Source organism: Nocardia sp. NPDC051832, from assembly GCF_040681285.1.
GTDB lineage: Bacteria > Actinomycetota > Actinomycetes > Mycobacteriales > Mycobacteriaceae > Nocardia.
Window position 1 is genome coordinate 766,280 of the sequence record NZ_JBFAYL010000001.1, and the last position, 22,966, is coordinate 789,245.

The 22,966-nt window shown below is 67.3% G+C and carries 23 protein-coding genes; 7 read left to right on the top strand and 16 right to left on the bottom strand.

Annotated features, from left to right (window positions below; translation table 11 throughout):
• Nucleotides 1–71 precede the first annotated feature (71 nt).
• On the top strand, nt 72–785 hold the full coding sequence (locus AB0M14_RS03170; protein ID WP_364988114.1) for a response regulator transcription factor: 714 nt from the start codon (nt 72–74) through the stop codon (nt 783–785).
• The gene (locus AB0M14_RS03175; protein WP_364988117.1) at nt 785–2,314 is read left to right on the top strand and encodes a HAMP domain-containing sensor histidine kinase; all 1,530 of its coding nucleotides are present in this window, start codon (nt 785–787) and stop codon (nt 2,312–2,314) included. The genes AB0M14_RS03170 and AB0M14_RS03175 overlap by 1 nt, the downstream gene beginning before the upstream one ends.
• Here the strand turns inward: AB0M14_RS03175 and AB0M14_RS03180 are convergent.
• The 12 genes from AB0M14_RS03180 to AB0M14_RS03235 all read right to left on the bottom strand — a co-directional run bounded on the left by AB0M14_RS03180 (nt 2,311) and on the right by AB0M14_RS03235 (nt 13,889).
• The gene (locus AB0M14_RS03180) at nt 2,311–2,811 is read right to left on the bottom strand and encodes a h domain protein (protein ID WP_364988120.1); all 501 of its coding nucleotides are present in this window, start codon (nt 2,809–2,811) and stop codon (nt 2,311–2,313) included. The genes AB0M14_RS03175 and AB0M14_RS03180 overlap by 4 nt on opposite strands.
• Nucleotides 2,808–3,611: a hypothetical protein gene (locus tag AB0M14_RS03185; protein ID WP_364988123.1), complete on the bottom strand. Its 804-nt coding sequence runs from the start codon at nt 3,609–3,611 to the stop codon at nt 2,808–2,810. Before AB0M14_RS03185 ends, AB0M14_RS03180 begins: the two co-directional genes overlap by 4 nt.
• Nucleotides 3,608–5,038: an MlaD family protein gene (locus tag AB0M14_RS03190; RefSeq protein WP_364988126.1), complete on the bottom strand. Its 1,431-nt coding sequence runs from the start codon at nt 5,036–5,038 to the stop codon at nt 3,608–3,610. Before AB0M14_RS03190 ends, AB0M14_RS03185 begins: the two co-directional genes overlap by 4 nt.
• A complete protein-coding gene (locus tag AB0M14_RS03195; RefSeq protein ID WP_364988129.1) occupies nt 5,035–6,270 on the bottom strand; it encodes an MCE family protein in 1,236 nt (411 codons plus the stop codon). Before AB0M14_RS03195 ends, AB0M14_RS03190 begins: the two co-directional genes overlap by 4 nt.
• Entirely contained in the window at nt 6,267–7,520 is a 1,254-nt protein-coding gene (locus AB0M14_RS03200; protein ID WP_364988132.1) for an MCE family protein, read from the bottom strand. The genes AB0M14_RS03195 and AB0M14_RS03200 overlap by 4 nt, the downstream gene beginning before the upstream one ends.
• Nucleotides 7,517–8,590: an MCE family protein gene (locus AB0M14_RS03205; protein WP_364988136.1), complete on the bottom strand. Its 1,074-nt coding sequence runs from the start codon at nt 8,588–8,590 to the stop codon at nt 7,517–7,519. Before AB0M14_RS03205 ends, AB0M14_RS03200 begins: the two co-directional genes overlap by 4 nt.
• Entirely contained in the window at nt 8,583–9,626 is a 1,044-nt protein-coding gene (locus tag AB0M14_RS03210; RefSeq protein WP_364988140.1) for an MCE family protein, read from the bottom strand. Before AB0M14_RS03210 ends, AB0M14_RS03205 begins: the two co-directional genes overlap by 8 nt.
• Nucleotides 9,623–10,795, bottom strand: coding sequence for an MCE family protein (locus AB0M14_RS03215; protein WP_364988144.1), 1,173 nt, complete (start codon nt 10,793–10,795; stop codon nt 9,623–9,625). The genes AB0M14_RS03210 and AB0M14_RS03215 overlap by 4 nt, the downstream gene beginning before the upstream one ends.
• A 14-nt stretch (nt 10,796–10,809) precedes the next feature.
• On the bottom strand, nt 10,810–11,661 hold the full coding sequence (locus AB0M14_RS03220) for an ABC transporter permease (protein ID WP_364988148.1): 852 nt from the start codon (nt 11,659–11,661) through the stop codon (nt 10,810–10,812).
• A 4-nt stretch (nt 11,662–11,665) separates the two neighbouring features.
• On the bottom strand, nt 11,666–12,430 hold the full coding sequence (locus AB0M14_RS03225) for an ABC transporter permease (protein ID WP_364988152.1): 765 nt from the start codon (nt 12,428–12,430) through the stop codon (nt 11,666–11,668).
• Between the two features lie 324 nt (nt 12,431–12,754).
• Nucleotides 12,755–13,657, bottom strand: coding sequence for a 3-oxoacyl-ACP reductase (locus tag AB0M14_RS03230; RefSeq protein ID WP_364988156.1), 903 nt, complete (start codon nt 13,655–13,657; stop codon nt 12,755–12,757).
• Between the two features lie 43 nt (nt 13,658–13,700).
• On the bottom strand, nt 13,701–13,889 hold the full coding sequence (locus AB0M14_RS03235) for a ferredoxin (protein WP_364988159.1): 189 nt from the start codon (nt 13,887–13,889) through the stop codon (nt 13,701–13,703).
• 153 nt (nt 13,890–14,042) lie between these two features.
• Between AB0M14_RS03235 and AB0M14_RS03240 the strand changes: the two genes are divergently transcribed.
• Complete coding sequence (locus AB0M14_RS03240) at nt 14,043–15,236, top strand: acyl-CoA dehydrogenase family protein (protein ID WP_364988167.1); 1,194 nt, start codon at nt 14,043–14,045, stop codon at nt 15,234–15,236.
• 16 nt (nt 15,237–15,252) lie between these two features.
• A complete protein-coding gene (locus AB0M14_RS03245) occupies nt 15,253–16,356 on the top strand; it encodes an acyl-CoA dehydrogenase family protein (protein ID WP_364988172.1) in 1,104 nt (367 codons plus the stop codon).
• A 97-nt stretch (nt 16,357–16,453) separates the two neighbouring features.
• Here the strand turns inward: AB0M14_RS03245 and AB0M14_RS03250 are convergent, their stop codons facing one another.
• Complete coding sequence (locus AB0M14_RS03250; RefSeq protein ID WP_364988176.1) at nt 16,454–16,999, bottom strand: cupin domain-containing protein; 546 nt, start codon at nt 16,997–16,999, stop codon at nt 16,454–16,456.
• Between the two features lie 35 nt (nt 17,000–17,034).
• Between AB0M14_RS03250 and AB0M14_RS03255 the strand changes: the two genes are divergently transcribed.
• Nucleotides 17,035–17,508 carry a MarR family winged helix-turn-helix transcriptional regulator gene (locus AB0M14_RS03255; protein WP_364991258.1) on the top strand — a complete coding sequence of 158 codons (474 nt, stop codon included), beginning with the start codon at nt 17,035–17,037 and terminating at the stop codon, nt 17,506–17,508.
• A gap of 47 nt (nt 17,509–17,555) precedes the next feature.
• Here the strand turns inward: AB0M14_RS03255 and AB0M14_RS03260 are convergent, their stop codons facing one another.
• Nucleotides 17,556–18,140: a TetR family transcriptional regulator gene (locus AB0M14_RS03260; protein ID WP_364988179.1), complete on the bottom strand. Its 585-nt coding sequence runs from the start codon at nt 18,138–18,140 to the stop codon at nt 17,556–17,558.
• Nucleotides 18,141–18,241: 101 nt separating this feature from the next.
• On the opposite strand from AB0M14_RS03260, the gene AB0M14_RS03265 reads away from it, so the two are divergent.
• A complete protein-coding gene (locus AB0M14_RS03265) occupies nt 18,242–19,423 on the top strand; it encodes an FAD-dependent monooxygenase (protein WP_364988182.1) in 1,182 nt (393 codons plus the stop codon).
• Between the two features lie 83 nt (nt 19,424–19,506).
• Here AB0M14_RS03265 and AB0M14_RS03270 read toward each other — a convergent pair whose 3' ends face one another.
• Nucleotides 19,507–20,343, bottom strand: a complete 837-nt coding sequence (locus AB0M14_RS03270) for an acyl-CoA thioesterase domain-containing protein (RefSeq protein ID WP_364988185.1) — start codon at nt 20,341–20,343, stop codon at nt 19,507–19,509.
• Between the two features lie 83 nt (nt 20,344–20,426).
• Nucleotides 20,427–22,076, bottom strand: a complete 1,650-nt coding sequence (locus tag AB0M14_RS03275; RefSeq protein WP_364988188.1) for an acyl-CoA synthetase — start codon at nt 22,074–22,076, stop codon at nt 20,427–20,429.
• Nucleotides 22,077–22,135: 59 nt separating this feature from the next.
• Between AB0M14_RS03275 and AB0M14_RS03280 the strand changes: the two genes are divergently transcribed.
• A complete protein-coding gene (locus tag AB0M14_RS03280; protein ID WP_364988192.1) occupies nt 22,136–22,912 on the top strand; it encodes a crotonase/enoyl-CoA hydratase family protein in 777 nt (258 codons plus the stop codon).
• Nucleotides 22,913–22,966 lie beyond the last annotated feature (54 nt).

A 22,966-nucleotide genomic window follows, 5' to 3' on the forward strand; every position in this document is an offset into this window, starting at 1 on the left:
GGTAGGGCGTTCACAGGAACCTCCCAGCCAAGGTCCAGGGATCTCGCAGCGCGGTGGCGCAGGATTAAGCCATGACAGCTGCGTCCGTTGAAGGCCCCGAGGCGAGGGTGCTGGTCGTCGACGACGAGCCGATGATCGTCGAACTCCTCGCCGTCAGCCTGCGGTATCAGGGGTTCGAGGTGGAAACGGCGGCCGACGGCGCGCAGGCCCTGGACAAGGCCCGATCCTTCCGGCCGGACGCGTTGATCGTCGATGTGATGATGCCGGGCATGGACGGCTTCGGCCTGCTGCCCCGGCTGCGCGCCGACGGCATCGCCGCGCCGGTGCTGTTCCTGACCGCGCGCGACGAGGTGCAGGACAAGGTCGCCGGGCTGACGCTGGGCGCCGACGACTACATCACCAAGCCGTTCAGCCTGGAAGAAGTGGTGGCGCGGCTGCGGGTGGTGCTGCGCCGCGCCGGGCACAGTGCGCCCGAACCGGCGAATGCGCGCCTGCGCTTCGAGGACATCGAACTGGACGACGACACCCACGAGGTGTGGAAGGCGGGCGAACCAGTAGCCCTGTCCCCCACCGAGTTCACGCTGCTGCGCTACTTCCTGGTCAACGCGGGCACGGTGCTGAGCAAGCCGCGGATCCTGGACCACGTGTGGCGCTACGACTTCGGCGGCGAGGTCGGGGTGGTGGAGACCTACGTGTCGTATCTGCGCAAGAAGGTCGACACGGGTGAGCAACGGTTGATTCACACACTGCGCGGCGTCGGGTACGTGATGCGGAAACCCCGCTGATGAACCGCACCGAGCGCGTTCTGCCGCCGAAGCCGATCCGTAAGCCCTACGGGCCCAATCGGGTTCGGCAGCAACCGGGACGGCTCGGCCGGATCCGGAACGCGATCGGCCGCCGGCTCGCCTCGATCCCGCTGCGCATCACGTTGGTGCTGGCCTTGGTCGCGTTGGCGGCGCTGGGCCTGCTGGCCTCCGGGATGGCGGTCACCTCGGCGTTCGAGAAGCAGCTGCTCAGCCAGACCGATCAGCAGCTGCGTGAGGCGGGGATGTCCCGGGTGACGGTCGCGCGTCCGGCGCTGCCCGCGCCGGCCATCGATCAGCGCATGCCGCCGAGCCCGTTCTACATCGTCACCGAGAACGCCGGCGGCGCGGGAGCTCTCGTCCTCAAGCCGTTCGACGTGGAGGCCCGGCCCGATCTCACCCAGATCCACGGCCCGCGGGCGGCGACGGTCGGATCGCTGGACGACTCCCCGGTGCAGTGGCGCGCCCTGACGCTGCGCGCCGGTGAAACCGTCACCACGGTCGCGGTGCCGCTCACCCAGAACGACGACACCATCAATCGACTCATCCGGTTGCAGGTGATGATCGGCGCGGTGGTGCTGGCCGTGCTCGCGGTGCTGGCGTACTTCGTCATCCAGCGCAGCCTGCGCCCGCTCGGCCGGGTGGAGAACATCGCCGCCGCCATCGCCCGCGGTGACCTGTTCCGCCGAGTTCCGGTGCGCGGCACCAACACCGAGGTCGATCGCCTGTCCCAATCGCTGAACGGCATGCTCGCCCAGATCCAGTCCGCCTTCGCCGCCACCGAGGCCTCGGAGGCGTCCGCGCGCGAATCCGAAGCCACCATGCGACGTTTCGTCGCGGACGCCAGCCATGAACTCCGCACGCCGCTGACCACGATTCGCGGCTTCGCCGAGCTGTACAGCCAGGGCGCCACCGACGATCCCGCCCGCTTCATGGATCGCATCGAACACGAGGCGCGGCGGATGGGTCTGCTGGTCGAAGACCTGCTCATGCTGGCGCGCCTGGACGCCCAGCGACCGCTCGAACTCGGCCCGGTGGACCTGCTCACGGTCGCCAGCGATGCCGTCCACAACGCCCGCGCCCGCGCCGCGGCGGCCGACCCGGACGGCCCGCGCCGCCCGATCGAACTCGAAATCCACTCGGGCGAGGGCACATTGGAGATCACCGGCGACGAGATGCGGCTGCGCCAGGTGCTGGCGAACCTGGTCGACAACGCGCTGACGCACACACCGCGCGACGCCACGGTCACCGTGCACCTCACGCCGGAAATCGACGAGGTGCTGCTCGAAGTCGCCGACTCCGGCCCCGGCCTGCCCGCCGCGGCGGCCGCCCGGGTCTTCGAACGCTTCTACCGCACCGACACCTCACGCACCCGCACCAGCGGCGGCACCGGCTTGGGCCTGTCCATCGTGCAAGCTCTCGTCACCGCGCACGACGGCAAGGTCACGGTCGCCAGCGTCGAAGGCGAGGGCACCACGTTCACCGTGCGGCTCCCCCGCGAACCCGGTTAGACCGGAGTGACCGCGTCGACGAGCCAGTGGTCGCCGGACTTGTCCAGGGTGACGCGGACGCGGCTGCCCGTGGTGGTGCCCTGGGCGTTCTCTTTGCTGGTCGTTACCTGGTTCAGGAACATCAGGACGTCGGCGCGGTCGCGGTCGGCTGTGATGACGCCGGCGGCCTGGGTGGTGGCGCGGACGGTGAGTTGTTTGTCCTTGGCGCCGGGCGCGATGGCCTGGGCGATGAGTTTGAGGTAATCCTCGCGGAATTTCGGGGTGAGGGCCTCGGCGGCCTTCGGGAGTTCGGTGTCGACGGTGTTGTGGTCGTAGGTGAACATGGCCGCGACGGAGCGACCGGCCACGTCGACTACTTCAGTGCGGGACTTCTCGGCCCGTTCCTGGTCCCAGTACTTGTAGCCGAACAAGCCGCCGACGACCAATGAAGCGGCGACCAGCACGCCGGAGATCCCGACGACGAGCAGGACCAGGGGGTTCTGTTTCGAAATTCTCATGCCACGAACTCCACATTCGACGCGGACAGGCCGGAATCGGTGCGGGTCACGGTGATCCGGAACCGGTAGAGGCGGGTCTGGGGTTCGGCGGAAGCCGCGTTGGTCAGGGTCTGCTTGGCGGCGATCAGCACGGTCGCCGAGTTCTCGTCGTCCCGGACCAGCGCGGCCTCGACGACCTCGCCGGTGGAGGACACCTTGGCCTGCCTCACGACCTCCATGAACGGGTCCACGCGGCCGTCGAATTCGGTCTTGAACTTGCCGGTCGCGGTGGACAGGATCCGCTCGATGTCTTCCTTGGCGGAGTCGGCGCGGATGGTGGTCAGGTTGATGACGGCCTGACGGGCGGCCTGCACGTATTCGGCGCGCCGGTCCTCGCGCACGTTATTGCTGTGCCACAGGTAGACCGTGCTGCCCGCGCCGACCATCAGGGCCAGCACCAGGACCACGGCCGCCGCCAGTGCGACGATCCGCCGGGCGCCCAGCTTGCCCGCGGGTTCGGGCCGCGCCACGAAATCGGCCGCCTCGGGCACCGCCGGGGCGGCTTCGGGCACCGCCGGGGCTTCAGGCACAACCGGGGCGGCTTCGGATTCCTTCGTGAGCGCGACCTTCTCGGTGCCGACCTCGGTGACCACCGTCTCCTCGGCGCGGTCGGCCGGTGCGGCCGCTCGCTGCTGCGCGACGGTGACAACGGCGGAACTCTTCACCGTGACTTCGCTGGCTTCGGCGTCTTCGACCGGAGGCCCCGCGGGACGGCCCGCACGCCGGCGCGTGCGGTGGGTTTCGCCGTTGTTCTGGGTCATCGTTGTTGCTCCTCGAACATTGCCTGCCAGCTCGCCGGTACCGCGCCCGATCCGCCGGGCGCGACATCGCCGTTCCGGTAGGTTCTACCGTCGGTTCCGATATACACCCCGGTCTTCGGATCGTAGGTCCGTGCGGCCGCGGGTGTCTGGCCACCATAGGACGCCGGTGCGACCGGCGTCACATCGGGGGTTTGCGGTTCGGTAGCGGGGGCCTGGTACGGGGTGACCGGGCCCCAGGCCGGATCGTCGCCCACCGGCGTGTACCCGGTGCGGCACAGCTCCGGTGTCGGCGCCCGCCGGCCGGGGAATTCCATACACGGCGTATTGCGGATACCGCGCACCGCGATCGGCGAATCCTGCGGCACCTTGCAGTACAGGCCCTCCGGGGTGTCCACCGCCGAGAGGTCGGCGGGTGAGCGCCGCTCCGCCGGCGGCAGGAAGCCGGTGGTGCACGCGGGTGGATCATTCACCACCGTTTGGAAGTTCACCATCGCGCCGTACTTCTCCGGCCCCCGGATCACCGTCCGGAACACCGAGATCAGCGGCGGAAGGACCACCAGAAGCTGTTCCAGCCCAGCGTGATACGTGACGCCGACCTGTCCGAGGCCGACCAGATTGTTCAGCAGCAGCGGCAGCGTGGGCCGCAGCGAGGCGAACTGATCGGTCACCGTCTGCAGCGCCGACGGGCCGTCCCGGAGCACGTTCCGCAGCGACGGATCATGCTCGCGCAGTTGGTCGGTCACCGTCGCGAGGTTCTGGGTCCAGGACCGGATCGCGGCATCGGATTCGATCTGGGTGTCCAGCAGCGGCCCGATCTGATCGAGCAGCTTCTTGGTCGGTTCGGCGGTGTTGTTCGCCTCCTGGATCAGCAGCGACGCGGAGTCGATGAACCGCTGCAGATCCGGGCCGGCCCCGTTGAAGGCCAGGAAGGCCTCGTCGATCACCTGGCGCAGGCGGGTATTGGTGATGGTGGACAGCAGCCGGTCGGTCTGGTCGAGCAGCGAACCGACATCCTGCGGCAGCTGGGTGCGATCCTGCGGGATCACCGCGCCGTCGGCCAGGTTTCCGCCCTTGGGCTTGTCGGCCGGGACCAGATCGACGTACTGCTCGCCGATCGCGGAAACGCTACGGACCCAGGCGGTCACGTCGACGGGGATCTTCTGATCGCTGTCGATGGACAGCATCGCCTCGACACCGTCCGGAGTGAGCCGAACCTCTTGCACCTTGCCGATATTGGTGCCGCGGTAGGCGACGTTCGCGGTCTCGTAGAGTCCGCCGGTGGCGGCCAGGCGCACCGTCACGTCGTAGCGGCCGATGCCGAGCATGGCCGGCACCTGCACATACACGCCGCCCATGATGACCAGACCGACCACCGTGAGCACGGCGAAGATGGACAGCTGGGTTCTGACGAAGCGGGTCAGCGTCATCGCGGCGCTCCTTGCGGTGCGGGGTTGTCCAGGGGCGCCGTGAGGCCGGGGATCGCGGGCAGGCCCGGAATCGCGGGCAGACCGGGAATGCCCGGTGCGGGCGCCGCCGCGGGAGCCGGCGCCGGGGGCACGGTGAGCGGATTACCGGCCTCGGCGGCGGTCGGCGGCGCGAAGCTACCGACCACGCCTTCGACGCCGCCGAACCGGCCGCCCAGCGGCGTACCGCTCAGCCAGTTGCTGTCCAGCCGCTTCGTGGTCAGGTCCACGGTGATCCACAGGTTCATGTAGTCGCCCTTGATCGCCTTGCCGATGTTCTTCATCGGGAATGGGAAGGTGGGCAACATCTTCAGCGACTCGATCAGGTTGGTGCCGGTGCCGGCGAGGGTGTCCAGCAGCGGCGCGAGGTTGGCCAGGTTGGTCTTGAGGTCCTCGCCGCTGGCCTGGATGATCCGGTCGGTGACATCGCTGAGGTCGCCGAGCGCGGTGACCGTGTCGGTGATGTTCTTGGTGCGGTCGGCCAGCACGGTCAGCGCCGGGTGGATCTGATCGATGGCCTTGCCGATGACATCGCTCTGATCGGCCAGCTGCGCACCGAGATAGTCCAGGCCCTCCATCGCCCTGGTGATGTCCGCGGTCTGCTGGTTCAAGCCGGTGGTCAGCGTGTTCAGCTGCGGCAGCAGATCCCGGATATCGTTCTCGCGCCCGTGCAGCGCCGTATTCAGTTCCCGGGTAATGGTTTCCAGCTGCGAGATGCCGCCGCCGTTGAGCACCACCGACAGCGAGGACAGCACCTGCTCGGTGGTCGGGTAGGCCCCCGCCCGCTCCAGCGGGATGACATCCCCGGCCTTCAGCTCACCGGCCGCGGCGACCTCCGACGGCTCGGACAGCTCGATGTGATTGCTGCCGAGCAGGCTGGTCTGCCCGATCTTGGCGATCGCGTTGGCGGGCAGCCGGACCCCGGGATCGATGGCGATGGTGACCAGCGCGTGCCAGTCCTCCACCTCGATACCGGTCACCGTGCCGACCACCGTGTCCGACACCCGCACCGGCGAATTCCGGGTCAGGGTCGTGACATTGGGCATCTGGATCTTCACTTCGTAAGCGCCCTCGGCGATTTCGGTGCCGGGTAGCGGTAGCGAGTTCAGCCCGTCCCATTCGCAGCCGGAGACCGACAGCGTCACCGCTACCCCGAGCGCGAGCGCGACGATGCGGCGGCACGATTTGGTGATCACCGTGTCCCTCCTGGAATGGCAAGTCCGGCAAGATCTTTGGGGACCGCAACGGCTCCGCTGGCCTTGGCTGCCGCCTCCACCTCGGGCGTGCTGTACACCAGCTGGTCCGGGAAGGCGTGCACGCCGGTGGCCGGGTTCAGCATGATCGGCGCGTAATTCATCGCGAGCGAGTTGATGACCGGCGCGACCATTTGCGCGCACAACTCGGCGCTGCGCTTGGCGTCGTTGACGTCGCCCTGGGCCTCGATCCCGCCGCACAGGAAGGCCAGCGGGTTGGCCGTGTTGTTCAGCGCGGCGCTGCCGCCGAACGTGCCCGTCGAGGGACTGTAGATCTGGTAGAAGTTCACCAGCGCCGTCGGCCCGGAGTGCAGCACGCGCTCGATCTGGGGCCGCTTGTCGATCAGGATCTGGGTGACGTCGGCCAGCCGCTGCACGCCCTCGGTGAGCTCGGTGCCGCTGCCCTCGAGGAAGCGCTTCACGTCGGCCAGCGCGATATCCAGATTGTCCAGTCCCGCACCGAGATCGTCGGAGGTGTCCGACAGCACCTGCGAGACCGAGGCCAGCCGGCCGCCGAACTGCACGATCTGCTCATTGCTGGCCGAGAGCACCTCGACGAACTTCTGCAGATTGCGAATGGTGCCGAACAGGTCGGTGCGACCGTCCGACAGCGTGGTCAGCGTCGCCGACAGCTCCCGCAGGGTGTCGCGGAACTTCTGTCCGTTGCCGTCCATATTGTCGGCGGCGGTATTGATGAAGCGCCCGAAGGAGCCCTGCTGGTCGTCGCCGACCGGGCCCAAAGTGGTGGCCAGCTTGGACAATTCGGCCTTGATGTCATCCCATTCCACCGGCACCGCGGTGCGATTCATCGGAATCTCGGCGTCATCGGCCATTTTCGGGCCGCCGGTGTAGGCCGGCGCCAGCTGGATGAAGCGCGCGGAAACCAGTGAGGGCGAGATGATCACGGCTTTGGCGTCGGCGGGGATGTCGATGCCGCGATTCACGGTGAGCTCGACTTTGACCTGATCCGGGCCGGGCTCGATGGAGTCGATGCGCCCGACCTCGACCCCGAGGACGCGCACTTCGTCGCCCTCGTAGAGCCCGTTGGTGGACGGGAAGTAGGCGGTGATCGTGGTTTTGCCGATCCGGGTGACGCCGTTGTACACCCCGACCACCACCACCGCGGCGACCAGCACCCCGGCGACTACCAGCGCCCAGCGCGGCAAGCCGCGGACCTTGTTCTGCAGGTTCATCGCGGCGGATCCTCTTCTGCCGGGCGGATGGTGGTCAGCGGATTCGGGTCGAGGAACGTCTTGCGCAGGTCTTCCGGCAGATGCTCCGGCCACGCCAGGGCGTCCGACAGGATCTGCAGGTACACCGAGGACGCGTTCGCCACATAGGCGTTGAACCAGGGGCCGTTACCGACCTGTTCGCCCAGCGCGGCCGCGTAGGGTCCGAGGTTGTCGAGCGCGTCGTTGATGTTCTGCTTGTTCTTCTCGAGCAGCGCCAGCACCGAATTCAACCGGTCCAGCGTGTTTTTCATCTGCGGTTCGTTGTCGTTGACCAAGCCGGACAGCTGCTGTGCGACACCGTTGATGTTCACGATCAGCTGCGCGATGGCCGAGCGGCGCCGGTCCAGCTCGCCGAGCAGATTGTTGCCGTCGAGCAGCAGCGCGCTGATCTGGTTGCTGCGATCGGCCAGCACCTTCGTGACGTTCTGGGCCCGGGTGAGCAGTTGGCTCAGCGCCTCGTCGCGGGTATTGATGCTGCGCGACAACGCCGTAACTCCGTCGAGCGCGTTGCGCAGCGGCGCGGGGGTGTCGGCGAAGGTTTCCGAGAGCGCGTCCAGGGTCTTGTCGACCTGCTGCATGTCCAGGCCCTGCACCGTGGCGCCCAGCTCGCTCAGCGCGTCGTTGAGCGAATACGGCGACGTGGTGCGCTCCAGCGGAATGGTGTCCGCGGTGCGCAGCGCGCCGTGCCCGGCCGGAGTCACCTCGAGCGACTTGCGCCCGAGCACCGTATTGGTCTTGATCGCGGCGGAGGACTTGTCCCCCAGCTCGATCGACTCCTCCAGCCGGAACCGGACCAGCACCTTGTCGCCGGCCAGCTCGACCCCGTCCACCTCACCCGAGCGAATCCCGGCGACCTGTACCGCGTCGCCCGGCACCAGCCCGCCCGCGTCGGCGAAGTAGGCGGTGAAGTTCGCGCCGCCGCGAATGAACGGCAGCTGGGAGAACTGCAACGCCGTCAGCGAAATACAGACCGCGACCACGATGCCGACGACACCGACGGTGATGGCCGGAGACCTCTTGGAATCAGCCATTGCTCGCACACCTCCCGGTCGGCTCGCCATTTGCGGTCTGCCCACCCGGCAGCGACATCTCGATCGGCTTTCCGTCGGGGCCGTCTACCAGCAGCCAGGTGCCGCAGATGTACATCTGCAGGAAGGCGCCGTAGGAGCCGATCCGAATCAGCTTCTTGTAGGTATCCGGCAGGTTCTGCAATACCCAGTCGACGGTCTCGCTGCCGTTGTCGAGATTGGTCGCGAGCCGGCCGAGGTTGCCGATGGTGCCCGCGAGATCCGGCCGGGCCTGCGCGAGCAGGCTGTTGAGCTCGCCGGTGGCGCCCGCGATGCGGGGCAGCGCGTCGCCGAGCGGATCCTTGTTCTCCGCCAAACCGGTGACCAGGCGCTGCAATTCGTCGAGCGTGGTGCGGAACTGCTCACCGCGCTGATCGATGGTGCCCAGCACCGTATTCAGGTTGTTGATCACGTTGCCGATCAACTCGTCCCGCTCGGCCAGGGTCTTGCCGAACGAGCCGCCGCTGTTGAGCAGCGAGACCAGCGTGCCGCCCTGGCCCTGGAAGATCTGCAGCAGCGCCGAGGTCAGGTCGTTGACCTGGCCGGGGTCCAGGCCACGCAGCAGCGGCTTGAAACCGCCGAGCAGCATGTCCAGATCCAGTGCGGGCGAGGTCTTGTCCTTGCCGATGGTGCCGCCCTCGCGCAGCGTGTCGGCGCTGCCCGGGCCCTCCAGCAGTTCCATGTAGCGGTCGCCGACCAGGTTCTCGTATTTGATCGTCGCACGGGTGCTGGTGAGCAGCGCGTAACGGCGGTCCACATCGAATTCGACGTGCGCGAGATTGTCCTTACCGACCTTCACCGAAGTGACCGAACCGACCGGGACGCCGGCGATCCGGACCTTGGCCCCCGGCAGCATGCCCGAGGAGCTGGTGAAGATCGCCTTGTATCCGTCTTCCCGCGCGAAACGCATCTGACTGAAGACGACCACCAAGCCGGCGAAAACCAGCGTCATCACCAGCGTGAAGATGGAGAGCTTGACCAGTGTCGCAGTGTTTCTCACCGCTGATGCACCCCCGCGAAGCCGGAGAACAGGATTTCGAAGACCTTGGGCTGTCCTTCGTCCAGCCGCGGCTGCGTCGCGTTCGGAACGAACGGCGCCCCTTCATTGGTATCGGTGACCACGTAGCCGTGATGGCTGTCCGGCACCCGGTCGACCACGCCCTCACAGCGCGGGCCGCCGGTAGCGTTCACCTTGGGCAGGTCCTCCGGGAAGGTGTAGGGCTTGGACCCCATCTGGAGGTTGGTGTTCATGCCGACGCCGTCGTACATGCCGCCGAAGATCCGGTCCGCCAGCGGCATCAAATTGCCGACGGCGTTGATCACACACTCGGCAGCCGCCCGGTAGTCGTAGAGCAACTGCACCGTCGGTGTCATCAGATTCAGCGCGGTGATCAGCTGAGACTCGTTGTCCCGCAGCACCGATCCGGTGGTGTCGGCCAGCCCGATCAGATTGGCCAGCAGCGCGTCCACATTGCCCGCTTCCTCGGCGATGGTCTGGCTGGTGCCCGTCGCGTTGTCCACCGTGCGCAGGAAGTCGGCGGCGGTGTCGCCGTAGATTCCGGTGACCTCGGCGGTCTTGCCCAGATCCGTTTGCAGCGTCGGCAGATACGGATTGACGGTGTCGCGCAGATACGAGTTGCTGGTGGACAGCAATTCGCCCAGTTTCTGACCGCGCCCGCTCAGCGCCGTCCCCAGCGCCGACATGGTCGCGTTCAGCTTGTCCGGTTCCACTTTCGCGAGCAGATCCGACAGATGCTGGAACAGCGTATTGAATTCGACCGTCACCTTGTTCGCGGCGATGGTCGCGCCCGGCCGCAGCGCGGATTTCGAGGGCTGATCCGGGACAATGAAATTGACATACTTGGCGCCGAACACGGTGGTGGACCGAATGTCCACGGCCACGTTCTCGGGCACCAGTTTCAATTTGTCGGGGTCGATTTCCAGGTGTAGTCGCGCGGAGTTCGCGGAATGATCGACCGAGACGACCCGGCCGATCTCCACGCCGCGCACTTTCACTTTGGCGTCGGTGTCGAGTACCAGGCCGCTGCGCGGCGCGGTCACGGTGATGGTGTCGGTGGGGGTGAACCCGCCCACGAACATCACCATCGCGACCCCCACGATCGCGGCCAGCGTGAGCACCATTGCGGCGCCGGCCAATTTGAGCTTCATCGTTCCCATTCCGCTTACCCGGAGAGGTGAAAGTTGCCGGAGGTGCCGTAGATGGCCAGCGACACCAGCAGGGTCACCGTGACCACCGCGACCAGCGAGGCGCGCACCGCCTTACCGACCGCGATACCGACGCCCACCGGGCCGCCCGCGGCCGTAAAGCCGTAGTAGGTGTGAATCATCATGACCGCCAGCGCCATCAGGATCGCCTGCGCGAAGGACCAGAGGATGTCGCTCGGGATCAAGAAGGTGGAGAAGTAGTGGTCGTAGACGCCCGCCGACTGGCCGTAGATGACCACGGTGGCGAAGCGCGCGGCCAGGAACGAGCAGATCACCGCGAGCGCGTAGAGCGGGACGATCGCGATCATCCCGGCCAGCACCCGGGTGCTGACCAGGTACGGAATCGGCCGGATGGCCATCGTTTCCAGCGCGTCGATCTCCTCGGAGACCCGCATGGCGCCCAGCTGCGCGGTGGAACCCGCGCCGATGGTGGCCGCCAGGCCGATACCCGAGATGACCGGCGCCGCGATACGAACGTTGAGGAACGCGGAGAAGAAGCCGGTCAGCGCCTCGACGCCGATATTGCCGAGCGAGCTGTAGCCCTGCACCGCGATGGTGCCGCCGGTGAACAGCGTGAGGAATCCGACGATCACCACGGTGCCGCCGATCACCGCCAAAGCTCCTGTGCCCATGCTGATCTCGGCGATCAGCCGGATGGTCTCGGTGCGGTAGTGGATCAGGGCACGCGGGACCGAGCCCACGGTCTGGCCGTAGAACACCGCCTGCTTGCCGACCGTATCCAGCGAATCCGACATGCGCCGTACGCGCCGGACGGTCTTGGGGAAGCGGGAATTGATCACGAAGGCCATGTGATCACCGCGCCGCGAACTTGATGCTGACCGCCGTGGCCACGACGTTCACCACGAACAGCGCCATGAACGCGAAGACGACGGTCTGGTTCACCGCGTCGCCGACGCTCTTGGGCCCGCCTTTGACGTTCAGGCCCAGGTAGCAGGCCACCAGGCCGGCGATCAGTCCGAACAGCCCCGCCTTGACCTCGGAGATGATGAGCTCGGGCAGATGCACCAGCAGCGTGATGCCGTTGACGAAGGACCCCGGGTTGACGTCCTGCAGGTACACCGAGAACAGGAAGCCGCCGAGGATGCCGATGGTGCAGACCAGGCTGTTCAGCAGCAGCGCCACGAAGGTCGAGGCCAGCACCCGGGGTACCACCAGCCGATGGATCGGGTCGATGCCGAGCACCTTCATGGCGTCGACTTCTTCGCGGATGGTGCGCGCGCCCAGGTCCGCGCAGATCGCGGTGGCGCCGGCGCCGGCCACGATCAGCACGGTGACGATCGGACCGACCTGGGTGACGGTGCCGAAGGCCGCGCCCGCTCCGCTGAGGTCGGCGGCGCCGATCTCGCGCAGCAGGATGTTCAGCGTGAAGCTCACCAGAACGGTGAACGGGATGGCGACCAGCAGGGTCGGCACGATGGAAACGCGCGCGATGAACCAGGACTGATCAACGAACTCACGCGCTTGGAAAGGCCTGCGAATGCTCGCCCGGGCCACGTCGGCGACAAGTTCGAAGAACCCCCCGACTGCCCGCAACGGCACGGCAAGGACCTCGTTCATTCGCGATCCTCCTTGCTCAACGTGCTCGTGTTGCTGAAAGCACGGCCCCACCCGGGAGCCGCATTGCTCGGGATGATTAGAACATGTTCACCTGATGGCTGTGAGGTTTTGATCACTTTTGTGCTGCACTTTTCCCCGGAATCAGCCTATGTATTTGCAACGTGTGTCAGTTCTGTCCGCTTCAGGCCTTGTGAGCCGTCACACACACCGACTCCCATGTCTAACAAAGTCAGGTGCCGTGATCAACAATTGGACACTTGATCAAGTTGACATGGCCGAACTTGCCAACCATCAGCAACCCTGGTCAGGCCGCTGATTTGCGCGTCAGCCCAACTCGCGCAGCGCGGGCCCCGCGGAGAAAGTTTGGTCGGCGGAACGCTCGGCGAAGTAGCCGCCGAGGGTCGCCGCGAGGTCGCCCGCCGTCCACTGATCGCCGCTCGCGTCGAAGCGCTGTTCCACCACCGGGGCCGCCATCAGCGCCACCATCGGTCCGTAGACCACGAACAACTGACCGCTGACCTGCTCCGCCGCGGGCGAGGCGAGGAACGCGACCAAACGAGCGACATGATCGGGCGAGAGCGGATCCACCGAGCCTTCCGGCGCGTCGGTGAAGACGGCCTCGGTCATCGCGGTGCGAGCGCGCGGCGCGATCGCGTTGGCGCGCACGCCGTATTGCGCGAGCGCCCGCGCGGCCGTCAGCGTCAGCGCGGTGATACCGGCCTTGGCGGCGCCGTAGTTGGCCTGGCCCGCCGGGCCCAGCAGACCCGCTTCCGAGGAGGTGTTGATCAGGCGGCCGTACACCGGAGCGCCCGCTTCCTTGGACTTGGCGCGCCAGTAGGCCGCGGCATTGCGGGTCAGCAGGAAGTGCCCGCGCAGGTGCACGGCGACGACCGCGTCGAACTCCTCGTCGGACATGTTGAACAGCATTTTGTCGCGGGTGATGCCCGCGTTGTTGACCACGATGTCGACGCTGCCGAAGGACTCCTGCGCGGTGCGCAGCAGCGCGTCGGCGGTGCTGCGCTCGGCGATGCTGCCCGCGACGAATTCCGCCTTCGCGCCGAGCGCGCGGATTTCGGCGAGGGTTTCCGCGACCGCGTCGCTTTCGGCGAGATCGTTGACCACCACCGCGGCGCCCGCGGCGGCCAAGGCGAGCGCCTCGGCCTTACCCAGTCCGGCACCGGAGCCGGTGACGATCGCAACCTTGCCCGCCAAGTTCAGTTCACTCACCGGGCCGACTCTAGAACGTGTTCTACTCCGGAGCAAGCATCGATCAAATGAGCTTCAGCGCCGCCTTCGGGCATTGAGCGACGGCGTCTTTGACATCCTCGAGCCGGTCCGGCGCGACGTCGTCCACCAAGATGTGCAGCTGGTCCTCGTCATCGAGATCGAACACGTCGGGGGCGAATCCGACACAGATTCCGTTCGCCTCGCACTGATCGAGATCGACTTCGACCTTCATGGTCACTCCTTCGTTCGAGCTTTGTCCGAGCGTACAAGCCATGGCGGCGGGCTGTGCCGCCATCGATCGGATCCGCACTCAATACTGGAACATGTTTCAACTCATATGCAATCATCGGTCTTACTTGATTCGAACGAAGGCTGAGGTACTGCCATGCGCATTGCGTACACGCAGCAGCAGGAGGAGCTTCGCGCCGAACTGCGCGACTACTTCGCGCGGCTGATCACACCGGAGCGCCGCGCGGCGCTGAGCTCCACCACCGGTGAGTACGGCGAGGGCAACGTCTACCGCGAGGTCGTCCAGCAGATGGGCAAGGACGGCTGGCTCACCATGGCCTGGCCCAAAGAATACGGCGGCCAGGACCGCACCACCATGGATCAGTTGATCTTCACCGACGAAGCCGCCATCGCGGGCGCTCCGGTGCCGTTCCTGACCATCAACTCCGTCGCGCCGACGATCATGCACTACGGCACCGAGGAGCAGAAGAAGTTCTTCCTGCCCAAGATCGCCGCGGGCGAATTGCATTTCGCCATCGGCTATTCCGAGCCCGGCTCGGGCACCGACCTGGCCAGCCTGCGCACCTCCGCGGTGCGCGACGGCGACGACTACGTCATCAACGGCCAGAAGATGTGGACCAGCCTCATCGCCTACGCCGACTACGTGTGGCTGGCCGTGCGCACCGATCCCACCGCGAAGAAGCACAAGGGCATCAGCATGCTCATCGTGCCGACCACCGCCGAGGGCTTCTCCTGGACGCCGGTGCACACCATGGCCGGCCCCGACACCAGCGCCACCTACTACCAGGACGTGCGGGTCCCGGTGAGCTCGCTGGTCGGCCCGGAGCACGGCGGCTGGTCGCTGGTCACCAATCAGCTCAACCACGAGCGGGTCGCGCTGACCTCGGCCGGACCGCTGCTGGTCGCGCTGAACCAGACCATCGAGTGGGCGCGGGACACCAAGGCCGCCAACGGCGATCGCGTGATCGACCAGGAATGGGTGCAGATCAACCTGGCCAAGGTCTACGCCAAGGTGGAGTACCTGAAGCTGCTGAACTGGCAGGTCGCCAGCGGCGCCGACCACGGCGGCGAGGCCGCGCCGAAGATGTGGGACGCCTCCACCTGCAAGGTCTACGGCACCGAACTCGCGACCGAGGCCTACCGGCTGCTCATGGAAATCCTCGGCCCGCAGGCCTACCTGCGCCAGGAATCCCCCGGCGCCGAGCTGCGCGGCCGGCTGGAGCGCTTCCACCGGGCCGCGCTGATCCTGACCTTCGGCGGCGGCACCAACGAAGTCCAGCGCGACATCATCGCCATGACCGCGCTGCGCCAGCCGGCCTCCGCGCGCTGAGAACAGGGGAATACCAATGGATTTCACTCCCACCGAAGCCCAGAACGACCTGGCCGGGCTGACCGCCGAGGTGTGCGGCAAGCTGGTCACCGCCGACCGGCTGCGCGCACTCGACGCCGAAGGCCGTTACGACGAGCCGCTGTGGAACTCCCTGGCCGAGACCGGTGTCCTGGCCGCCGCGCTGCCGGAAGCCCTGGGCGGCGGCGACTTCGGCATCCTGGAGCAGACCGCGGTGCTGCGCGAACTCGGCAAGGCCGTGGCGGCCGTGCCGTATCTGTCCTCGATCGTGGTCGGCGCAGGCGCGCTCGCCGCGTACGGCTCCGCCGCACAGCGGGAATGGGCGAGCAAGGCCGCGACGGGCGAGGTCATCCTGACCGCCGCGCTCGCCGAGGAACACAACTGGGAGCCGGCCAAGCCCACCACCGTCGCGCGCGAGGCGGACGGCGGGTGGCGGCTGGTCGGCAACAAGACCACCGTGCCCTACGCCGATCGGGCCGCCCGAATCCTGGTGCCCGCCACCGTCTCCGGCGCTCCGGCACTGTTCCTGGTCGATCCGTCCGAGGCCTCGGTCACGCTGACCGCGCAGCGGGTGGTCGACTTCAGCGCCGAGTTCGAGGTCGAATTGCACGACACCCCGGCCGAATTGGTCGGCACGGTGGAAGCCGGCGCGGAGATCCTGGACTGGGTGCTCACCCGGGCCTGGATCGGCCTGTCCGCCCAGCAGCTCGGCACCCTGGAGAAGTCGCTGGAACTGGTCGCCGACTACGCGCGCGAGCGCGAACAGTTCGGCAAGCCGATCGGCGCCTTCCAGGCCGTCGCTCAGCGCCTCGCCGACGCCTACATCGACATCCAGGGCCTGCGCCTGGCGGTCACCCAGGCCGCCTGGCGGCTGTCCGAAGGCCTGCCCAGCAGCGAAGCGGTGCACACCGCCAAGTTCTGGGCCGCCGACGCCGGCCACCGGGTCGCGCACACCGTCGTGCACGTGCACGGCGGCGTCGGCATCGACCGCGACCACATCGTGCACAACTACTTCACCGCGGCCAAGCACAACGAATTCGCACTCGGCGCCGGCACCGATCACCTGCGCGCCATCGGCGCGGCCCTGGCCAACCCGGCCTGATCCCGCGAACACGAAGCGGCCCGGCGGTTTTCACCGCCGGGCCGTTCGACTGCCGCACCCGCCTTGACAGCAGGCAGTTAGCGGCGTTCGTACGCGATCACAGCGGTGAACCGACAGCGGGCAGCCACCGGCGTTCGTACCCGAGGCGCCGGGCGAGCTGGGCGAGGCTGCCGAAGATTGCCCGCTGCAATCCGGCCGGGATGCCGCCCAGGTAGCCGTCTTGGTAATCCCACAGGAGGGCCAGCGCGAGCGGGTTGCGCGGCACGCCACCCTTGGTGGTCTTCCCGGCGGCGTCCAGCGCCTGCCACAGCCGGAACATCTCCCAGTGCCGCAGCGGCGGCCGGATCTCGTGATCGATGATCGTGCCCGGTTCCTCGCTCCAGAACTCGTGCACCACCCCGGCCGGGGCGGCAGCTGAATCACCCTGCCCCGCTGTCACTTCCGCCCCACCGATCCGAAAGCGCAGCCGGCCGCGCCGCACCGACCATCGCTCGGCGAGCACCGGGTGCCAATGCGGCCCGGCTTGCCGCCCGGCCGCCGGGAGCAGGTGCTCGAGCCGGAGGTAGCGACCGTGCTCGTCCGAGCCCTCCTCGACGAAGGTGACGCGGTGGCCATTGCGGAAGGTGAGACTCGGGCTATCCATGACTCCAATATGAAGGTAACCTTCCTATCGTGTCAATGGCCGCCGAACCCCCACCCACCCTGTTGAAGCTTCTCGTTCAGACCAGCCGCAGCTTCGAGCACGAGCTGAACAGCCGATTGCGCGCGGACCTGGGCGACAACCTGCGCCCCGCCCACTACGCGGTCTTCCGATATCTCGACCCCGCCGGTTCCCGCATCAGCGCCCTGGCCGAGGCCGCGGGCATGACCCAGCAGTCGATGGGTGAATTGATCACGCACCTGGAGCGCTACGGATACGTTGAACGGCGCGTCGATCCAGCCGACCGCCGCGGTCGCCTGGTGGCCCTCACCCACTCCGGCCACAAGGCCCTGCGCACCGCCGCCCAGCACATCCGGGCAATCGAAGAGCAGCTCAGCCATGCCCTCGGCCCCGACGGCCTCGCCGTCCTCCGCCGGCTCCTCGCTCAATCCAGCGAAAGCCTTTCCGGCGTTGCCGATCCCGTCGACTCAGCAGCGGCCCAGCCATCCTGAGCATCACCCTCGCCGCTCCGAGCACGGCGAAACACTCCCCCGCCGCGCTAGCCGGGCTGCGAGGTCAGGTAGTTCTGCAGGGTGGGCGCGACGTCGACAACGATCTGATCGGGAGTCATCGCGACAACGGGCGGTAACCGCAGGATGTAGCGGCAGAGCGCCAACCCGAGGAGCTGGCTGGCGATGAGCCCGCTGCGCCGGGGGGCGTCGGCGGGATCGCCATATCGGAGGACTGCGGGCAGCACTTGCTCGGCGAAGACGGCGCGGGCGCGATCGGCGAGGGCGTCGTCGGTGATGGCGGTGCGCAGCAGGGTGAGCATGACCTCATTGCCCGGGGGTTCTTCCCAGATCGCCAGGAAGCGGCGAATCAGCAAGTCGCCCAGGGCTTCCGGATCCGCAGCAGACAGGTCCGGCAGCTCCAGGTAGATGTCGACGGCGGCGGCGAAAAGGCCGTCTTTGCTGCCGAAGTAGCGCATGACCATGGATGGGTCGATGTCCGCGTCGGCGGCGATCGCACGCACGGTGGCCTTGCGAAAGCCCTCGGCGGCAAAGCGCGCGCGGGCGGCGTCCAGGATCTTCGCGCGGGTCGCGTCCGAGCGGCGCGCAGGGGTCTGATCAGGCTCGACGGTCATGTCAACGATTGTAGGCCAACATCTGTTGACTTTTCCAGGCGGTCTACTTACAGTTGAAGTCAACAAGCGTTGGCAAACAGATGTTGACTTAGGAGTTCGCCATGAACACCACCCCGCTCCCCGAGACCACCACCGTCGTCATCGTGGGCGCCGGTCCGGCCGGCCTCACCGCGGCGATCACCCTCGCCGACGCCGGCGTCGACTTCCTGCTGCTGGATCGACAGGCGGAGGGCGCCAACACTTCTCGCGCCGCCGTGGTGCACGCCCGGACCCTGGAGGTGCTCGAGGAGCTCGGGCTCGCGGAGGATCTGATCGGGCGCGGGATCGTGGTGCCGACCTTCCGGGTGTACGACGGCGCACGCACCCTGGCGAAGATCGAGTTCGGCGGACTCCCCACCGAATACCCCTACACACTGATGGTTCCGCAGGACACCACCGAGGAAGTGCTGCTGGACCGGCTGCACAAGGCAGGCGGGCAGGTGCACCGCCCCTACCAGGTGACCCGCGTAGTCGACGGGAAGGACAGCGTCACAGTCGAATACACCGACGCGGCCGGTGTAGCCGGAAGCATCCGGGCCGACTACGTGATCGGTACCGACGGCATGCACAGCGTCGTCCGCGACCAAGCGCGCATCGGCTTCACCGGCGACAGCTACCCGGAATCGTTCGTCCTGGCCGACGTCCGGATGACCTGGCCGATCGCCAGGAGCGAAGTGGCGCTGCACCTTTCACCCGAAGGCGTGACCGTGGTGGCCCCGCTGCCCGACCACGACGAACCGAACCGCTACCGCGTCGTCGCCACCCTGGACCAGGCCCCCGAGCACCCGACGGCCGAGGACATCCAGGCGATCCTCGACAAGCGCGGCCCCGGCGGGGACGTGAAAGTCACCGAGGTGCTGTGGAGCTCGCGTTTCCGGGTGCACCATCGGGTCGCCGATCGGTACCGTTCGGGCCGGATCCTACTGGCCGGCGATGCGGCACACGTGCACAGCCCAGCCGGCGGCCAGGGCATGAACACCGGCATCCAAGACGCCGCTTTCCTCGGGCCGCTGGTCGCCCGGGTGGTCAAGGGTGAACCGGCGGCACTGCTCGACACCTACGAAACCACCCGCCGCCCAGTCGCATTGGGAGTCGTCGCATTCACCGACCGGATGACCCGCATGGCGACCCTGCGCCCCCGCCCGGCCCGCCTGCTCCGCAACACCGTGATGTCGCTGGCCACCCGCATCCCCGCGGTTCGCACCAAGCTGGCGTTCCGCATTGCCGAGCTTCAAACCCGCTGACCCACTCCCCCAACACAATACGGCCCGCAGGACAATGTCCTGCGGGCCGTAGCGCTGTCGCCTGCGGGCCGAAGAGCTGTCGCCTACTGCGCGGCGATTTCCGCGGGGTGCCGGTACCCCTTGCCGAAGTTGACCGCCCGCTGCGCGTTCGCCAACGCCGTCACCACACAGGTGCCGAAAGCCCCCTGCCGATCGAACAGCGTCGCACTGCCCACGGCCACGCCGTCCACGCTGATGTGGTTGTCGGCCTCCAGGCCGATCTCCAGGCCCTCGGCCGGCCGGGCCAGCGCGATGGTCAGGTCGGCGTTGATGAATCCGACGCCCTCGGTGCCCCAGTTCGTGAGCAGGCTGGTCGACTCACCGATGATGGCCGCACCGACGAACGAGGACGGCGCCTCGCCGAGGACCGCGGAAATCGGTGTCTGCCACATCTTCTTGTGGCCGTCGTTCTGATGGTCCCGGATGCGATTGGTCCAGCCTTCGGCGCTGTCGCTGCTGTTCCACCACGGGACGGTCGGGCCGTCGGCGGGTGGCACGTCCGGCGGCTGCGGCGCCTCAGCGCGCGTCCAGCGCTCCCCCGGCGGCTGCTCGGACTGCTTCAGGAAGATCGCGGTCGCGCGCGCCATGTCCTGCCCGTCCTGCTGCAAGACCGCGTCGGCCACCACGATCCGGTTGCCTTCGCGCACCACCTTGGTCAGCACGGTGGTGCGCTTCTTCTGCGGCGCCCGGAACATGTCGACCGTCAGCCGGGACGGCAGGAAGCCCGCCGGGCAGAACTGGTTCTCCAGTTCCCGGGCCAGCAGGCCGCAGACGGCCGGGCCGTTGATCATGGTGGGCGACCAGGCACTCTGCGCGAACGGCAACGGTTCGAAACCGTCCGGAGTGGCCTCGAAGAAGGCCAGCGGCGGCAACTTGTCCATGTCGATCTCCAGTTCCGGGCAGGGAAAAGGGGCAAGGGCCGCCACCCAGGTGACAGCCCTTGCCCGGTGGTCCTTAGCCGAACTTACTTGCTGCTGGCTTCGGCGTGCTCGTCGGCCGGGCGCAGCTCGGTCTGCTCCTTGGCCCAGCGGTAGTCCGGCTTGCCCGCCGGGGACCGCTTGATCTCGTCGACGAACCACAGGCTGCGCGGCAGCTTGTAGGCCGAGATCTCCTTGGTCAGGATCGGGCGCAGGTCCTCCAGCGTCGGGCGCTTGTCGCCGCGGCACTGCACGACGGCCGTAACCCGCTGACCCCAGCGCTCATCCGGCACGCCGACGACGAGCGCGTCGAAGACCTCCGGGTGCATCTTCAGCGCGCCCTCGACCTCTTCGGGGTAGATCTTCTCGCCACCGCTGTTGATGCTGACCGAACCGCGGCCCAGCATGGTGACGGTGCCGTCCTCCTCGACCCGGGCGAAATCGCCGGGGATGGAGTAGCGCACCCCGTGGAACTCCTTGAACGTCGCCTTGGTCTTGGCTTCGTCGCCGTAGTAGCCGATCGGGATGTGGCCCTTGCGCGCGATGAAACCGATCTGGCCCGAACCCGGCTCGACCGGGTAGCCCTCGTCGTTGAGCACCTCGGTGGAGGCGTCGATCTTCACCCGCGGGCCGCCGGTGTGGGTCTGACCCTTGGTGACCACGGCCAGACCGCCGAAACCGGTCTCCGAGGAGCCGATCGAGTCGGTGATCATGGTGTTCGGAAGTTCTTCCATGAACTGGTCCTTGAGCGTCGGCGAGAAGAGCGCCGCGCTGGAGGCCATCGCCCACAGGGTCGAATGCTTGTAGGGCTCACCGGTTTTCGGGTTGCCCTCCTTGAGTGCGTCCAGCATCGGGCGGGCCATCGCGTCACCGGTGATGAAGATTAAATTCACCGTGTGCTGGTCGATGGCCTGCCACACGCCGTGCCCGCTGAACTCCGGCAGCAGGATCGCCTTGCCGCCGTCGAAGAGCGTGTGGAACACCGCGCACTGCGAGCCGCCGTGGATCAGCGGCGGAATCGGGTAGCGCACCATCTGCGCGTTGCCGGCGCCGGTCTTGGCCTGCTGCCATTCGTCCTCGATGCGATCGCCGGTGACGAAGTTGATGCCGCCGCCGAGCACCCGCCACCAGTCCTCCTGGCGCCACATCACGCCCTTGGGCAGGCCGGTGGTGCCGCCGGTGTAGAGCATGAAGATGTCGTCGCCGGAGCGTTCGCCGAAGTCACGCTCGCCCGAGGACTCCGCCAGCACTGTGGCGTAATCCACTGAATCGGCTGCGGTCGGGATGGTTCCGGTCGTATCGTCGTCGACGACGATGACGGTTCCCAGCTTGGGGGTGTTCGACCGGACGGCGGCGACTTTGTCGGTGTAGCGACGCTCGTGAATCAGCGCGACCATGTCCGAATTGTCGAAGATGTATTGCAACTCGTTCTCGACGTACCGGAAGTTCACGTTGATCAACACCGCGCGGGCCTTGAAGACCGCGACCATGGCGATGACGGCCTCGATGGTGTTCCTCGAGTAGAGACCCACTTTGTCACCGTGCTGGACACCGTGTTCCAGCAGGTAGTGGGCCAGTTTATTGGCCTGCTCCTCCAGCTGTGCGTAAGTCACCTCGCGGGCGTCGTCGACCAGCGCGACGCGATCCGGCATGAGGTCGATGGCGTGTTCGACAAGGTCCGCTATGTTGTAGCTCACAGCCCTAAAATAGAACGTGTTACTGTCCCTGGCAAGCGTCAAAAGTCAGGAGAACCTCTATGCCGCACTGCCTCGTCGAAAAGCGCGATCACGTTCTCATCGTCACGATGAATCGCCCCGAGGCGCGCAACGCCCTGTCCGCGGAGATGATGGCGATCATGCGCGACGCCTGGGATCAGGTTGATAGCGATCCCGACATCCGTGTGGCCATCCTTACAGGGGCGGGCGGGACCTTCTGCGCGGGCATGGACCTCAAGGCGATGAGCGCCAGGCACCCCGGTGACAACGAATCCAGTTTCGACCCGGCCAACCTCCCGGCGCTGCTCAAGGGCCGCCGCCTCACCAAGCCGCTGATCGCGGCCGTGGAGGGCGCGGCCATCGCGGGTGGCACGGAGATTTTGCAGGGCACCGACATTCGAGTGGCCGCCGAGAGCGCGAAATTCGGTGTCTCCGAGGCGCGCTGGGGCCTGTTCCCGCTCGGCGGGTCGGCGGTGCGGCTGGCGCGCCAGATTCCCTACACCGTCGCCGCGGACATCCTGCTGACCGGACGGCACATCACCGCCGCCGAAGCCAAGGAGTACGGGCTGATCGGGCATGTGGTGCCGGACGGCACCGCCCTGGACAAGGCGCTGGAACTGGCGGCGCAGATTTCGAACAACGGCCCGCTGGCAGTGCAGGCAATCCTGCGCACGCTGCGCGAAACCGAGGGCATGCACGAGCTGGACGCGTTCCAGATCGAAGCGAAGATCGGGATGACGGTGTTCCGGTCCGCCGACGCCAAGGAGGGCCCGAAGGCCTTCGCCGAGAAGCGCACGCCGAACTTCACCGGCCAGTAGCACCGTCTGCCCGGCGAGCGCCTGGACCCACCGCAGTTGGGTCCTGGCTCCCGC

Excerpts from the sequence above, each read along its gene's own strand:
- AB0M14_RS03175 (WP_364988117.1), top strand. The coding sequence starts at position 785 with ATGAACCGCACCGAGCGCGTTCTGCCGCCGAAGCCGATCCGTAAGCCC.
- AB0M14_RS03225 (WP_364988152.1), bottom strand. The coding sequence starts at position 12,430 with ATGAACGAGGTCCTTGCCGTGCCGTTGCGGGCAGTCGGGGGGTTCTTC.
- AB0M14_RS03220 (WP_364988148.1), bottom strand. The coding sequence starts at position 11,661 with ATGGCCTTCGTGATCAATTCCCGCTTCCCCAAGACCGTCCGGCGCGTA.
- AB0M14_RS03270 (WP_364988185.1), bottom strand. The coding sequence starts at position 20,343 with ATGGACAAGTTGCCGCCGCTGGCCTTCTTCGAGGCCACTCCGGACGGT.
- AB0M14_RS03280 (WP_364988192.1), top strand. The coding sequence starts at position 22,136 with ATGCCGCACTGCCTCGTCGAAAAGCGCGATCACGTTCTCATCGTCACG.
- AB0M14_RS03240 (WP_364988167.1), top strand. The coding sequence starts at position 14,043 with ATGCGCATTGCGTACACGCAGCAGCAGGAGGAGCTTCGCGCCGAACTG.
- AB0M14_RS03170 (WP_364988114.1), top strand. The coding sequence starts at position 72 with ATGACAGCTGCGTCCGTTGAAGGCCCCGAGGCGAGGGTGCTGGTCGTC.
- AB0M14_RS03250 (WP_364988176.1), bottom strand. The coding sequence starts at position 16,999 with ATGGATAGCCCGAGTCTCACCTTCCGCAATGGCCACCGCGTCACCTTC.
- AB0M14_RS03185 (WP_364988123.1), bottom strand. The coding sequence starts at position 3,611 with ATGACCCAGAACAACGGCGAAACCCACCGCACGCGCCGGCGTGCGGGC.
- AB0M14_RS03260 (WP_364988179.1), bottom strand. The coding sequence starts at position 18,140 with ATGACCGTCGAGCCTGATCAGACCCCTGCGCGCCGCTCGGACGCGACC.
- AB0M14_RS03235 (WP_364988159.1), bottom strand. The coding sequence starts at position 13,889 with ATGAAGGTCGAAGTCGATCTCGATCAGTGCGAGGCGAACGGAATCTGT.
- AB0M14_RS03190 (WP_364988126.1), bottom strand. The coding sequence starts at position 5,038 with ATGACGCTGACCCGCTTCGTCAGAACCCAGCTGTCCATCTTCGCCGTG.
- AB0M14_RS03245 (WP_364988172.1), top strand. The coding sequence starts at position 15,253 with ATGGATTTCACTCCCACCGAAGCCCAGAACGACCTGGCCGGGCTGACC.
- AB0M14_RS03205 (WP_364988136.1), bottom strand. The coding sequence starts at position 8,590 with ATGGCTGATTCCAAGAGGTCTCCGGCCATCACCGTCGGTGTCGTCGGC.
- AB0M14_RS03255 (WP_364991258.1), top strand. The coding sequence starts at position 17,035 with ATGGCCGCCGAACCCCCACCCACCCTGTTGAAGCTTCTCGTTCAGACC.
- AB0M14_RS03265 (WP_364988182.1), top strand. The coding sequence starts at position 18,242 with ATGAACACCACCCCGCTCCCCGAGACCACCACCGTCGTCATCGTGGGC.
- AB0M14_RS03180 (WP_364988120.1), bottom strand. The coding sequence starts at position 2,811 with ATGAGAATTTCGAAACAGAACCCCCTGGTCCTGCTCGTCGTCGGGATC.
- AB0M14_RS03200 (WP_364988132.1), bottom strand. The coding sequence starts at position 7,520 with ATGAACCTGCAGAACAAGGTCCGCGGCTTGCCGCGCTGGGCGCTGGTA.
- AB0M14_RS03215 (WP_364988144.1), bottom strand. The coding sequence starts at position 10,795 with ATGAAGCTCAAATTGGCCGGCGCCGCAATGGTGCTCACGCTGGCCGCG.